At 55.4% G+C, this 13,443-nt stretch carries 9 protein-coding genes and 1 pseudogene; 1 reads left to right on the forward strand and 9 read right to left on the reverse strand.

Annotation, left to right across the window (positions count from 1 at the left end; translation table 11 throughout):
- Positions 1 to 2 precede the first annotated feature (2 nt).
- The 9 genes and pseudogenes from priA to XI25_RS22410 all read right to left on the reverse strand — a co-directional run bounded on the left by priA (position 3) and on the right by XI25_RS22410 (position 11,427).
- Complete coding sequence (gene priA, locus XI25_RS22370; RefSeq protein ID WP_442950426.1) at positions 3 to 2,033, reverse strand: replication restart helicase PriA; 2,031 nt, start codon at positions 2,031 to 2,033, stop codon at positions 3 to 5.
- Positions 2,033 to 3,277: a bifunctional phosphopantothenoylcysteine decarboxylase/phosphopantothenate--cysteine ligase CoaBC gene (gene coaBC / locus XI25_RS22375; protein ID WP_046680300.1), complete on the reverse strand. Its 1,245-nt coding sequence runs from the start codon at positions 3,275 to 3,277 to the stop codon at positions 2,033 to 2,035. Before coaBC ends, priA begins: the two co-directional genes overlap by 1 nt.
- Before the next feature lie 239 nt (positions 3,278 to 3,516).
- The gene (gene rpoZ, locus XI25_RS22380) at positions 3,517 to 3,717 is read right to left on the reverse strand and encodes a DNA-directed RNA polymerase subunit omega (protein WP_046680301.1); all 201 of its coding nucleotides are present in this window, start codon (positions 3,715 to 3,717) and stop codon (positions 3,517 to 3,519) included.
- A gap of 62 nt (positions 3,718 to 3,779) precedes the next feature.
- Positions 3,780 to 4,355, reverse strand: a complete 576-nt coding sequence (gene gmk / locus XI25_RS22385; RefSeq protein ID WP_046680302.1) for a guanylate kinase — start codon at positions 4,353 to 4,355, stop codon at positions 3,780 to 3,782.
- A gap of 14 nt (positions 4,356 to 4,369) precedes the next feature.
- Positions 4,370 to 4,630, reverse strand: coding sequence for an extracellular matrix/biofilm regulator RemA (gene remA / locus XI25_RS22390; RefSeq protein ID WP_006209218.1), 261 nt, complete (start codon positions 4,628 to 4,630; stop codon positions 4,370 to 4,372).
- A 52-nt stretch (positions 4,631 to 4,682) separates the two neighbouring features.
- Complete coding sequence (locus XI25_RS22395; RefSeq protein WP_046680303.1) at positions 4,683 to 5,567, reverse strand: YicC/YloC family endoribonuclease; 885 nt, start codon at positions 5,565 to 5,567, stop codon at positions 4,683 to 4,685.
- A 38-nt stretch (positions 5,568 to 5,605) separates the two neighbouring features.
- Positions 5,606 to 7,480 (reverse strand): bifunctional homocysteine S-methyltransferase/methylenetetrahydrofolate reductase, encoded by a 1,875-nt coding sequence (locus XI25_RS22400; RefSeq protein ID WP_046680304.1) that lies wholly within the window; start codon positions 7,478 to 7,480, stop codon positions 5,606 to 5,608.
- Between the two features lie 187 nt (positions 7,481 to 7,667).
- Positions 7,668 to 8,507, reverse strand: a complete 840-nt coding sequence (dapF, locus tag XI25_RS22405) for a diaminopimelate epimerase (RefSeq protein ID WP_046680305.1) — start codon at positions 8,505 to 8,507, stop codon at positions 7,668 to 7,670.
- Between the two features lie 126 nt (positions 8,508 to 8,633).
- Positions 8,634 to 11,427, reverse strand: a pseudogene (locus tag XI25_RS22410) (calcium-translocating P-type ATPase, SERCA-type).
- A 178-nt stretch (positions 11,428 to 11,605) separates the two neighbouring features.
- Here XI25_RS22410 and XI25_RS22415 point away from each other — a divergent pair.
- A complete protein-coding gene (locus XI25_RS22415) occupies positions 11,606 to 13,366 on the forward strand; it encodes an Rqc2 family fibronectin-binding protein (RefSeq protein WP_046680306.1) in 1,761 nt (586 codons plus the stop codon).
- The last annotated feature ends 77 nt before the right edge of the window (positions 13,367 to 13,443 follow it).

A 13,443-nucleotide genomic window follows, 5' to 3' on the forward strand; every position in this document is an offset into this window, starting at 1 on the left:
GGTCAACAGCTGGAACGTTTTTTTCCGCGGCCCTGAAATCCGGCAAATTCAAAGCCGAGTCGGCCGTAATGACCCCCACGAGCGTAACGTCGGGAAAGTCCAAGCCTTTGGCAACCATTTGCGTGCCGAGCAGGATATCCGCTTTTTTTATCCCGGAACTGCTTCAGCAGCTTTTCGTGCGAGCCTTTCTCGGTCGTCGTGTCCACATCCATCCGGATGACCCGGATGCCGGGAAACAGCTTGGCCAGCTCTTCCTCGACCCGCTGCGTTCCCGTTCCGAAATAGCGGATATGCTCGCTGCCGCAGTCCGGACACACCTCCGGAGCCTGTGCGGCATAGCCGCAGTAATGACAGCGGAGATTGTTCGACTTCTGGTGGTACGTCAGCGATATGTCGCACTCCGGACAGCCTGCCACGTAGCCGCAGCTGCGGCACATCACAAAGGTGGAGTAGCCGCGCCGGTTCAGCAGCAGCACCGTCTGCTCCCCCCGCTCTAGCCGGGCGGCGATGGCTTCGTGAAGCGGACGGCTGAACATGGAGCGGTTGCCCTCTTTCAGCTCTTCCCGCATATCGACAATCGCAACCTCCGGCAGCCTGTTGCCGAGCGCCCGGCTCGGCATTTCAAGCAGCTCGGGCGCGAAGTCGTCGTTCGACTGCGATCTTGCGGCATGATAACTCTCCAGCGAAGGGGTGGCCGAGCCCAAAATCACGACGGCTCCAGCCCGGGAGGCCCGCCGGATCGCCACGTCCCTTGCATGGTATTTAGGCGTCTCCTCCTGCTTGTACGAGGTTTCATGCTCCTCGTCCATAATGATCAGCCCGAGGGAGCCGAACGGCGCGAACACGGCCGAACGCGCGCCGACCACGACCGATGCGCGGCCTTCATGGATCTTGCGCCACTCGTCATAGCGTTCTCCGTCCGAAAGCCGGCTGTGCATGACGGCAACCCGGTCGCCGAAACGGCCTTTAAACCGTTCCACCATCTGCGGGGTAAGCGAAATCTCGGGAACCAGGACAACGGCCTGGCGTTCTTGCTCCAGACAGCGCTGGATCGTTTGAAGGTAGATTTCGGTCTTGCCGCTGCCGGTTACCCCGTGCAGCAGAAACACGCCGTGCCGCCGCTGATCCAGCTTATGAACGATCCGGCTGTAGGCATGCTGCTGCTCCTGGGTAAGCGCAAGCGGCTCGCTCGGTTTAAAATTCCGCCCTTTGTAAGGATCGCGGAACACTTCCATTTCCTCGATGGCGATATAGCCTTTATCCGCAAGCGCTTTGACCGTTCCGGCGGTTACGCCGAGGCTCGACAGCACTTCCTTCAGGGAAATGGGCAAGAAAGGCTCCATTTCCACGATGAAGGACAGCACGTCCTTCTGCCGCTGGGCTTTGGCCGGAAACGATTCCAACGCCTGCCGGGCTTCATCCATGCTAACCGCAAGCTCCACCGCTTTTAGCGTTTTCTTCTGGAGCTTATCCTTGATTTGCTGATACTCCCGCAGCAGCCCACGTGAGAGGAGAGCCTTTACGCTGTCCGCTTCTTCCGGAAACGCCCGGTTCAGCTGCTCGAGCGAAACCTCTCCGCTTCTCTTCACGAACGCAAGCACCGCTTGCTCCGCTTCGGTCTCAGGCTGGACGGCAAACAAAACGCCTTCCTGTTCCCCTTCGTCCTCCAACGGGTTCCCCAGCGTAACATACCTTTCCGCCTTGCCTTTCAGCGCGGTCGGAAGCATCGATTGAAGCGCCGTAATTTGACGGCAGGCGTAACGCTCTTTCATCCACTCGCTCAGCTCGATCAACTCCGGCGAAAGCGGCGGCGCAAAATCGAGCACCTCCTGGATCGGCTTCATTTTGGCCGAATCCATTTCGGGACGGGGGTGGAGGGATACGACGAACCCCTGCAGCGTCCGGTGACCGAACGGCACGCCGACACGGCTGCCGACCTGCACCCAGGGCCGAAGCCTTTCGGGAATCAAGTAATCGAACGGCCGGTCGGTGTCTTTGGACGGTACGTCCACAATCACTCTGGCCATTTCCATCAGATTCCCTCCTTCGGCATCCGCTCGGCTGCAAGCGTCAGCAGCCGCCGGGCCACATCCTCCTTGGTCATGAGCGGCAGCTCGAGGACCAGCCCCCCAGCGTCAAAGATTTGAACGGTGTTTGTATCGGTCCCGAAACCGGCGCCGGCCTTGGTTACGTCGTTCGCCACGATCAGGTCGCAGTTTTTCCGCCGCAGCTTATCGGTGGCGTAGGCCTCGACTTGATCCGTTTCCGCCGCAAAGCCGATGAGGAACTGCGAGGTTTTGCGTTTCCCCAGCGTTTCCAGAATGTCCGTCGTTTTCACAAGCTCCAGCGTCATCGTCTCGCCTAGCTTCTTCAGCTTGGAGGCAGCCGCCTTCACGGGCCGGTAATCCGCTACCGCCGCCGCTTTAACTACAATATCGCTGTCATCGAATACGCGCATAACCGCGTCATGCATATCTTGGGCAGACTCGACCTTCTCCGTCCGGATCCCTTCCGGGGGAGCCATATCCGTATGGGCCGCTATCAAATGTACGTCCGCCCCCATCTCCTTGGCCGCTTTGGCAATGGCGAATCCCATTTTGCCCGACGAGTCGTTGGTAATGTAACGCACCGGATCGATGCGCTCGATGGTTCCTCCCGCGGTCACAACAACCTTTTTTCCGGCGAGCGGCCCTACCGGAGCAGCTTCCATGTCAAGGGCCCGTTCGGCCTCCTGCTGCTGAAAAAAGCGTTCCACGACCTCGATAATGGTCTCGGGTTCCTCCATCCGGCCTTTGCCGACATAACCGCAGGCCAGAAGTCCTTCGCCGGGTTCGATCATGCCCACCCCGCGGGACACGAGGGTCTCCATGTTGGTAACGACCGCCGGATGCGTATACATATGCACATTCATCGCCGGAGAGATCATGACAGGGGCCGTGGTTGCAAGCAGCGTCGTTGTCAGCATGTCGTCCGCCAGGCCATGGGCCATTTTGGCGATGATATTCGCAGTGGCGGGTGCCACGAGCACCAGATCGGCCATATCGGCCAGATGGATGTGGGACACGACGGAGGGCTCCCGTTCATCAAAGGTATCGCTATATACCGGATTTTTTGTCAGCGACTGCAATGTGAGTTCGGTAATAAACTGCTTGGCCGAGGCCGTCATAATGACATGAACGTCCGCCCCTTTTTGGGTAAGCTTGCTGCACAATGCCGCGGCTTTGTAAGCCGCTATGCCGCCCGTAACTCCAAGCACAATCACTTTACCGTTCAACATGACTGCTTCCCCCGCTTTCTGTATTAAAGGTAGGACTGATAAAACAACAAAGAAGCAAAACTTTACGCCGTAAAGCTGCTTCGCTGCTATAAGATAAAAATATGATGGACGATAGCGTTTCCGAGAGAAGGATAAGCCAAGGATAATAAAAACTTATGCTATCTTCTACTTCAAAAAAATAACAACCTTTCGGTTGTCACATTTTTTTGGGAACGCCCTATGAAATTGTCCGGGGAAGCTTACGCTTCTTCCCGTTCAATCCGGATATAATCGCCGTAGATTTCCTCAAGGGCAACCCCGACGAACTTATGGGATTTCGGGTTTTTCAATTCGGAAGACTCGCCTTCGCGAAGCTGGCGGGCCCGGCGGGAAGCCGCAACAACGAGCGAGTATTTGCTGTCCACTTTATTCATCATTTCATCGATGGAAGGGTATAACATGGATTCTAAGCACCTCTTTTTATTTACTTATCGTCAGCCGCTTATCGGAAAGCCGACGAAGCTTACTTTTTCACTTTACAGTGTTCGGCAATAATAATAGATTCTATTCGTTTGCAAGCCAGATTGATTTCATCATTGACGACCGCGTAATCATAATGCTTGATCAGCTCCATTTCGTCAACCGCAACGGACATCCGGTGATCGATCGTGGCCTGGCTTTCCGTCCCGCGTCCAACGATCCGGTCCTTTAGTTCGTCCAGAGAAGGAGGCGTCAGGAAAATGAAAATGCCGTCGGGAAACTTCTCCTTCACCTTCAACGCGCCCTGCACTTCGATCTCCAGAACAATATCCTTGCCGCCGGCAATCGTCTCCTCAACAAAGTCGCGGGGAGTTCCGTAATAATTGCCCACGTATTCCGCATACTCCAAGAGCTGGTCGTTCTCGATCATGGCATGGAACTCTTCGCGGTTTTTGAAAAAATAGTTGATCCCGTCCACTTCGCCGAGGCGGGGCGAACGGGTTGTGGCCGAGACCGAATACACCAGATCCGGAACACGAGTCCGCAGCGCGCTGCATACCGTCCCTTTACCTACCCCGGATGGACCGGATAATACAATCAATAATCCCTTTGTAGACATAATACTCCCCATCTTTATTCGTCGTTGTCATCATCTTTGCTGGATAGACGGTGAGCAACCGTTTCGGGCTGCACCGCCGACAAGATGACATGATCACTGTCCGTAATAATTACAGCCCTTGTGCGGCGGCCGTATGTAGCGTCAATCAGCATGTGACGATCCCTTGCTTCCTGGATAATCCGCTTGATCGGAGCCGATTCCGGACTCACGATCGAAATGATCCGATTGGCCGATACGATGTTCCCGAAGCCGATATTAATGAGTTTGATTGCCATATTGCGGTTGCTCCCCCTATACATTTGACTCTATTTTGCCGAATAAGCCCGTTCATTCAACATTTGCGGCTTGTTCACGAATCTTCTCCAGTTCCGCTTTCATTTCGACAACACGGTTCACCAGAGTCAGATGATTGGCTTTCGATCCAATCGTATTGACCTCTCTGTTCATTTCCTGGATCAGAAAATCGAGCTTGCGGCCGGCCGGGCCCTCCTGATATAAAAGCCGCCTGCACTGATCCAGATGGCTTTTCAGGCGGGTCAGCTCTTCGTCGATATTCGAGCGTTCCGCAAACAAGGCGACCTCCATTCCAAACATATGCTCATCGAAAGTCAATGAACCGTCGTTCAAAGACTCCAGCCGCTGACGCAGCCGGGCACGGTACTCCTCCGTCACGGTAGGGGCCAGGCCGGCCATTTCGGCATGCATCAGCTGAAGACGGTCGATCCGCTGCTCAATGTCCTTTGCCAGATGAGAGCCTTCGACCGTTCGCATGTGCATCAGCCCGTCCAAAGCTTGATCCAGGCCGCCGCATAAGGCGTCGGCCCACTGCTCCTGCACCCCTTCGTCCGGCTTCTCATTGCGGCTGATCAGAACATCAGGCAGTGAAAGAATATCGCTCACGGTAGGCATCCCTTCAACGCCAAGGCGCCGAAGTTCATCCGCGGCCTGCAAATAAGCCTTGACCATGGCATGATTAAGCGCCGCCGAGACATTCTCGCCGTCGCTTTCCTTATTAATGTACACATCAATCCGCCCGCGTCCGATCCGAGATTGTATTCTCCTTTTTAAAGAGTCCTCAAATGAAGCCCATTCCCGGGGCATTCGGAACAATACTTCACAGTAACGGTGATTGACGGATTTAACCTCAAAAGTAACCGTGTACCCTGCGAACTTGATGGCGGATTGACCAAATCCGGTCATGCTTAATGACATCGGAATCACATCCATTGTACTATTGTAATTGATATTTATTAATGAAACAAGTGGGACAATCGGCGACCCGATATCTCCCAAACATATTCCGTCAGAGAGACGCTCATGTCGTAAAACATGAACGGAGTCATCAGGTAAATGCCCTTAAAATGCTCCGCTGCGACATCCAGCAGTTCCTTCCCGATCTGGACCCCCATAGCGCGGCCTTCCTCGCCCTCAAGTCCGGCCATGCGGCTGCGAACTTCGTCAGAGAGCTGTATGCCCGGCACCTCGTTATGAAGATACTCCGCATTGCGTCCGCTCGCCAAAGGCATGATTCCAACGAAAATCGGAATGTCCAAATGCTTGGTAGCCTCTCTCATCCTTACGATTAACTCAGGGTCATATACCGGTTGGGTCATAACGTAGTCCGCTCCGCTCGCGATTTTCTTCTCGAGTCTTTGAACCGCCTTATCAAGATGCCGGACGTTCGGGTTAAACGCTGCGCCCACCACGAATTTCGCTTTTTGCTTGAGCGGCTTGCCGGAAAACGCGATGCCCTCGTTCAGCTGTTTGATCATCCGGATAATTTCGAAAGAAGTCAAATCATAAACGGAGCTGGATCCCGGCAGATCGCCGAACTTTGCAGGGTCGCCCGTTACGGCCAAAACATGATCGATGCCAAGCGCGTCAAAGCCCATCATATGCGACTGGGTGCCGATTAAATTCCGGTCCCGGCAGGCGATATGAATAAGCGGCCTAAGACCGATCCGGTTCTGGACGAGGTGGCCCAGCGCCATATTGCTCATGCGGGTGACCGCCAGAGAATTGTCTGCCAGGGTTAAGGCGTCCGCTCCGGCCCTTTTCAGCGCTTCGGCCCCCTTCATGAATTTGGTAATGTCCAAATCCCGGGGCGGATCAAGCTCCACGATAACCGTATGCCGTTCCTTCACCAGATCGACCAGGGTCGGCTCCCCACGTCTTTCTTGGACCGGCACCTGTTCCAAATGCTCATGAATCACGATGCGCTCGATTTCCCCTTCGATCGGTTCCGGCAAGGTGACGGGCACATAACCGGACAGCGAGGCTGAAATTTCGGCAATATGCTCCGGCGTCGTACCGCAGCATCCGCCGATGATCCGCGCGCCCATGTCGGCAAACTTCACCGCCATTTTGCCGAAATACTCCGGACTCGCCCCAAAGCGGTACTCTCCGTCCACGTAATCGGCAATACCCGCATTGGGAAATACGGAGGCCGGTAGGGACTTGGCGTTTTCCAGCGTTTCCAGTGCGCGCATCATGCCGTTAGGCCCCGTCCGGCAGTTGAAGCCGAACACATCGGCTCCCTCCTGGCGCACGATCCGGAGGGCATCTTTCATGGTGTATCCATCAAGCGTACGCGCGATGTCCTCTACCGCAAACTGGGATATGACCGGCACGTCGCTCACCTGCCGGACCTGAGACAGGGCCAGCAGCATTTCTTCCACGTCATAAAAGGTTTCCAGCAAAATTCCGTCCACGCCTTCGGTCAGCAGCGCATGAATCTGCTGCGCGAAGTGAGACTTCAGCTCCGCGGAGGAGATATTGTTCCGCTTTCCTCCCCGGATGGAGCCGATCGCGCCGACGACATAGCCGTTATTGCCGGCAGCCTCGCGCGCGATCCGCACGCCGGCACGGTTAATCTCTTCCACCTTGGATTCCAATCCGTATTTGGAAAGCTTGTCATAGTTTGCCGAAAACGTATTGCTTTCAAGCACCTGGGCACCGGATTCCATATATTGGCGATGCACGTCCCCTATCACTTCGGGTGAAGTCAAATTCAGCTCTTCATAGGATATCCCTACCGGAAATCCTTTTTGATATAAGAAAGTACCCATCGCTCCGTCACCGATCAGTACTCTGTTTTCCCATGCTTGCCGCAGATCCGGTTTCATCGTACTCCCCCCGCCTGACTTTTGTTTCATCTTAATGTATCATAAATCTCTCTGAAAGATAAAGAGACAAAGAGGAGACCTTTTGGGGCCTCCTCTTGGCAGGTTTTCAAGCTTTAACGGCAGCTCTAACCCTCATTAAACCGATACCGCAGCACAAATCTGCTTACAGAAAAATTTTCAAGGCCCTTTAAAAATCCTGGGCGGTCCCCTCATAAACAAACTCGGCCGGCCCGGTCATATAGACATGGTTATCCTTCTCGTTCCATTCGATAAACAACTCTCCGCCTTTCAGGGAAACCACGGAGGACCTGTCCGTGAAACCGTTCAGTACCGAAGCGACCAATGTCGCACAGGCGCCCGTTCCGCAAGCCAACGTCGGACCGGCTCCTCGCTCCCACACCCGCATATCAACGTGCCCACGGTCGCGGACGGTGGCAAACTCCACGTTGATTTTTTTCGGGAACAGGGGATGTCCTTCCAGCTTGGGACCCCAAGCCATAAGGTCGAAGGAAACGGCATCGTCGACATAAATAACGCAGTGCGGATTGCCCATGGATACGGCGGTGAATCGAAATTCCCTCCCTTCAACCTCGACCGGATGGTTTAGTACCGGATTTTGGTCCAGCACCGTAGGTACCTCCAAGCCTTCCAGCACCGGCTCGCCCATATCCACCCTCACCGTTTGTACGCGGCCGTCTTCAATATCAAGACTCAGATCCTGAACGCCTGCCCCCAGCGTTTCGACGGTAAGCCGTTCCTTCCGCGCATAACCTTTATCGTAGACGTATTTAGCCACGCAGCGGATGGCATTGCCGCACTGCTCAGCCTCCGTTCCGTCCGAATTGATGATGCGCATGCTGAAATCCGCCCGACCCGAAGGAAGGATATAGACAAGCCCGTCAGCACCGAAGCCAAAATAACGGTTGCATAATTTTACAGCCAAATCCGCCGCATTTTCCGGCAGGCCCTTCTCGCCGTATATGATAATAAAGTCATTTCCCAATCCATGCATTTTCGAAAATTGCATAAAACCCATCTCCTCTGCGGCTCCTGACAAGCAAAACAGCGGCCTTATCGCCCTTGTTTAAGGGTAATGGCGTTTTGCTAGTGTGAGAAAAAGTTTACCGCAGAAGGACGGGTTTTCAAATTTACTTTATGCTGAAAGGTTTGCACTTTTTGTCATCATGCCGCGTCTATTCCGATGGCGGCGTCCGCCCCACACGCTTCCCGCTCCCATGAGGAAGGTCGGGATTCCTCCTGCGACAAGCGTAATGGCCCACTCCCTGAAGCCGAGCGGAACGGTTTTGAAAATCGGCTGCAGCGCTTCAATGTACATCACGCCAAGCATAAGCAGGACCGAGGACAGAACGGCAAGCACAAGGTACTTGTTCTGAAGCGGATTCCGGTGGAAGACCGAACGCGAGCTGCGGCAGTCGAACACATGGATGAGCTGTGCCATGACAAGGGTCGCAAAAGCAACCGACTGCGCTTTGGCCAACTGGCCGGCCTGATCCGGTGCTGTCCGCAGCGTAAGCCAGAACGCTCCCAATGTGCAGAAGCCGATCAGGACGCCGCGGCTTATGATTTTCCAGCCCAGGCGTCTTGCGAAAATGTTCTCCTTGGCGCCGCGCGGCTTGTGCTCCATCAGATCCTTTTCGGGCTGATCGACGCCGAGCGCCATCGCAGGAAGTCCATCCGTCACAAGGTTCACCCATAGAATCTGGATGGGTGCGAGCGGGAGCGGCAGTCCCATCATCATGGCAAAGAACATGGTCAGGATTTCGCCCACATTGGAAGCGAGAAGATAGCGGATAAACTTGCGGATATTCTCGTAGATGCTCCGCCCTTCTTCAATCGCCGCAACGATCGTTGAGAAATTGTCGTCGCTGAGCACAAGCGCGGAAGCCTCTTTGGTCACGTCCGTACCGGTAATGCCCATGGAGATTCCGATATCGGCGGCTTTGATGGCAGGTGCATCGTTCACCCCGTCTCCCGTCATGGCCACCACATGCCCTTTCCGCTGCAGCGACTTCACGATTCGGAGCTTATGCTCGGGCGACACCCGGGCATATACGTAAGTCTGGTCCACTTTGGCATCCAGCTGCTTATCATCCAGCCGCGACAACTCCTGCCCTGTCATGGAAAGTCCTCCACGCGGCATGATGCCGAGCTGGGAAGCAATGGCTTCCGCCGTCGTACGGTGATCGCCGGTGATCATGACGGTTTTGATTCCGGCGCGGCGGCAGATGGCAATCGCATCCCGCACCTCGCGCCGCGGCGGATCGATCATGCCGGCCAGGCCCGCAAAGACGAGTTGGCATTCAGCTTCTTTTTCGTTCTCCGGCTTGTCGTAAGGCCTGAGATCCCGGTAAGCCAGGCCAAGCACGCGAAGTGCATCCGAGGCCATCGCTTCATTCGCGGCCAGAACCTTTTGCCGCAGGGTTCCCGTTAACGGCACGACATTGCCTTCCCATAATATATAGGAACAGGCATCCAGCAAGACGTCCGGAGCTCCCTTCGTGCACAGCAGGCGTCCACCTTGATGGCTGACGATCACGGTCATCAGCTTCCGTTCGGAATCGAACGGAAATTCCTTGTCCCGCTGGTAGGAAGACGTCAGGCTGGATTTGGGCAAGCCCATTTTGGCGGCAAGCGTAAGCAGCGCCCCTTCCGTCGGATCCCCTTTCAGTTCCCAGACCGCGCTGGGCGGCGCCGTTTCCTTCGACTTTTTCTTGCTTCTTGCCTCTTCCTGAAGGTTTTCGTATATCTCCGCATTGTTGCATAATCCGCCGATCTGCAGCAGCCTCCGCAGCGCCTGGTCGTTGCGCAGCTCCACGGGTTTTCCGCCCTGCAGGATCTGGCCTGACGGCTCATAGCCTTGGCCGGTGACCTCCAGCACCCTTCCTCCGGTCCAAACCCGGGTAACGGTCATTTTATTTTGGGTCAGCGTGCCGGTTTTGTCCGAGCAGATGACCGAAGCGCAGCCAAGCGTCTCGACGGACGGAAGCTTCCGGACAATCGCCTTCCGCTTGATCATCCGCTGTACGCCAAGCGCCAGCGCGATGGTCACGATCGCGGGCAGCCCTTCGGGAATCGCGGCCACGGCCAGACTGACGCCGGCAAGGAACATCCCCGCAGCGGGCTGGCCGTGCAGAATTCCCGCTACGACCACCATGACCGTAAGCCCAAGAGACACGCCGATCAGGATTTTGCCAAGCTGCTCAAGCCGATGCTGAAGCGGCGTTTCCTGAGACTCGGTACTCTGAATGAGGTCGGCGATTTTTCCCATTTCGGTATCCATCCCGGTACGGATGACCACGCCTTTGGCCGTGCCTCTCGTCACCATCGTACCCATATACCCGATATTTTTCCGGTCGCCAAGCGGCACATCCTGTTCGGCAATCGGGCCGGCATGCTTGTTCACCGGCAGCGATTCTCCCGTAAGCGCAGACTCCTCCACGCTGCAGCTGCTCGTTTCGAGCCAACGGACGTCGGCGGGAATCCGGTCCCCGCTCTCCACCAGGATGATGTCCCCCCGGTACAAGCCCCCGGGCGCCGATATGAATGACTTGGCCGTCCCGAAGCACCTTCGCCCCCGGCGCCGACAGCTGCTTGAGCGCCCGCAGGGAGCGTTCTGCCCGGAACTCCTGCATAAAGCCCAGCACGCCGTTGATCAGAATGATCGCGATAATCGTCACGGCGTCCAGGTACTCGCCCAGCAGCCCGGATACCAAGGTGGCGCCGAGAAGCACAAGTACCATGAAGTCCTTAAATTGATTCAAAAACAGCGTGAACGGCGATATTTTCTTTCCTTCGGACAGCTCGTTCCACCCGCTGGTTTTGCGCCTTTCCCCCGCTTCCTCTTCCGTGAGGCCCTGTTGCGGATGGACTTGCATCACCTGCTGCAATTCGTCGACATCCATCTGGTGCCATAACTTTTGTTCCATGCTCCCTTTCCCTCCCGGTTGTTTCTCCAGTTCCGGCGGACAGCTTTTCCACCTCTCAACGTAAATGTATTCGGACAGGTTCGCAAATATCACAGGAACGGCTCTTAAGTTTTTGCCCGAAGTATGGCATCATAGAGTAGAAAGCAATCTGGGAAGCGTTAGAATAGGAGAAATGACTATGGCATTGGACGGAATCGTAACACGGGCGATCACGCATGAGCTTCAGGCCTGCCGGGGTGCCCGGATCAGCAAAATATATCAGCCGAACGACAGGGATATCGTACTGCATATCCGCACGCAGAAAGGGAATGCCAAGCTGCTGCTCTCGGCGAATCCCACCTATCCGAGAGTTCATCTGACAGAGGAAAGCTTTTTGAATCCGACCGAAGCGCCGATGTTCTGCATGCTGATGCGCAAGCACTGCGAAAGCGGAATTATCGAGGATATCACCCAAGTCGGTATGGAACGCATCATCCACATCAGCATCAGGCAGCGGGATGAGCTGGGGGACGTCTCCTCCAAAAAAATCGTTATCGAGCTTATGGGCCGCCACAGCAACATCATCCTGATCGACCCTGCCAGCGGCACGATTCTTGACGGAATCCATCACGTCACGCCGGCCATCAGCAGCTACCGGGTCGTTATGCCGGGCTTTGCCTACAGCGAGCCGCCTCAGCAGCATAAGCTGAACCCGCTGGAGGTCGGGCAGGAGGAATTCAGGGAATCCTGCATGCTTAGTCCGGATCAACCGGCCGCCTGGCTCGTTAACACGTTCAGCGGATTAAGCCCGCTGATATCCCAAGAAATCGCGTACCGGGCCGGCTGTGCCGCCGGGGGCGAAAGCGGTGAGACGGACAAAGACTGCGGGGCATTATGGAGCGCTTTTACCGGCATCATGGACCTTGTAAGAGATAACCGGTATGACCCCGTCACGGGCGAGAACGCCAAGGGAAAAGCCGTTTTTTCCGTCGTTCCGCTGACCATGCTGACCGGGGAGCTCCAGCATTACGATTCGGTGGGCGCATGTCTCGAGGCTTACTACGGAGAGAAAGCCGAGCGCGACACGGTCAAGCAAAAAGTAAGCGACCTTCTGCGTTTTCTTCAAAACGAGCGGGCGAAAAACCTGAAAAAGCTCGACAAGCTTCAGGAGGATCTGGAGGAGGCTGGCGACGCGGACCGGTACCGGATCTCCGGTGAACTGTTGTTCGCTTCGATTCACCAAATTCAAAAAGGCGACAAGCAAGTAGAGCTGGTGAACTTCTACGACGAGGAGCAGAAGCCGGTCACCATCCAGCTCGATCCCCTTTTGTCGCCTTCCGATAACGCGCAGCGTTACTTCAAGAAATACAACAAGTACAAAAACAGCCTCGCCGTCATTGACGAGCAGCTGATAAAGACCCGCCAGGAAATAGACTACCTCGACAACCTGCTCCAGCAGCTGTCGCACGCCTCGATGAACGATATCGACGAAATCCGGGAGGAGCTCGTGCAGCAGGGATATTTGCGAGACCGCAGCCGCAAGACGAGGAAGAAGAAAAAGAACGACAAGCCGACGCTTCATGTATACACTTCGTCGGAAGGAATCGAGATGTACGTCGGCAAAAACAACCTGCAAAACGAATACGTGACGAACCGGTTGGCATCGCCGAACGACACTTGGCTCCATACCAAGGATATTCCCGGCTCCCACGTCGTCATCCGGAGCGACAGCTTTGGGGAGGAAACGCTGCAGGAAGCCGCCCAGCTGGCCGCTTATCACAGCCAAGCCAAAGAATCCAGCAGCGTGCCGGTGGACTACACGCTGATCCGGCATGTTCGCAAGCCCAGCGGCTCGAAACCGGGGTTTGTTATCTACGACCATCAAAAAACCCTGTTTGTCACGCCGGACGAACAGTTTGTCAAAAGCCTGCCGAATGCCATCAAAAATCAGCGGAGCTAAACCGCAGTATGAAAAACGTCATCGTACTTCACAGAAGACAGACCGCTTTTAGCGGATGTTTTTCTTACGATATAGAA

This window comes from Paenibacillus sp. DMB20 (assembly GCF_000987955.1).
GTDB lineage: Bacteria > Bacillota > Bacilli > Paenibacillales > Paenibacillaceae > Paenibacillus_AQ.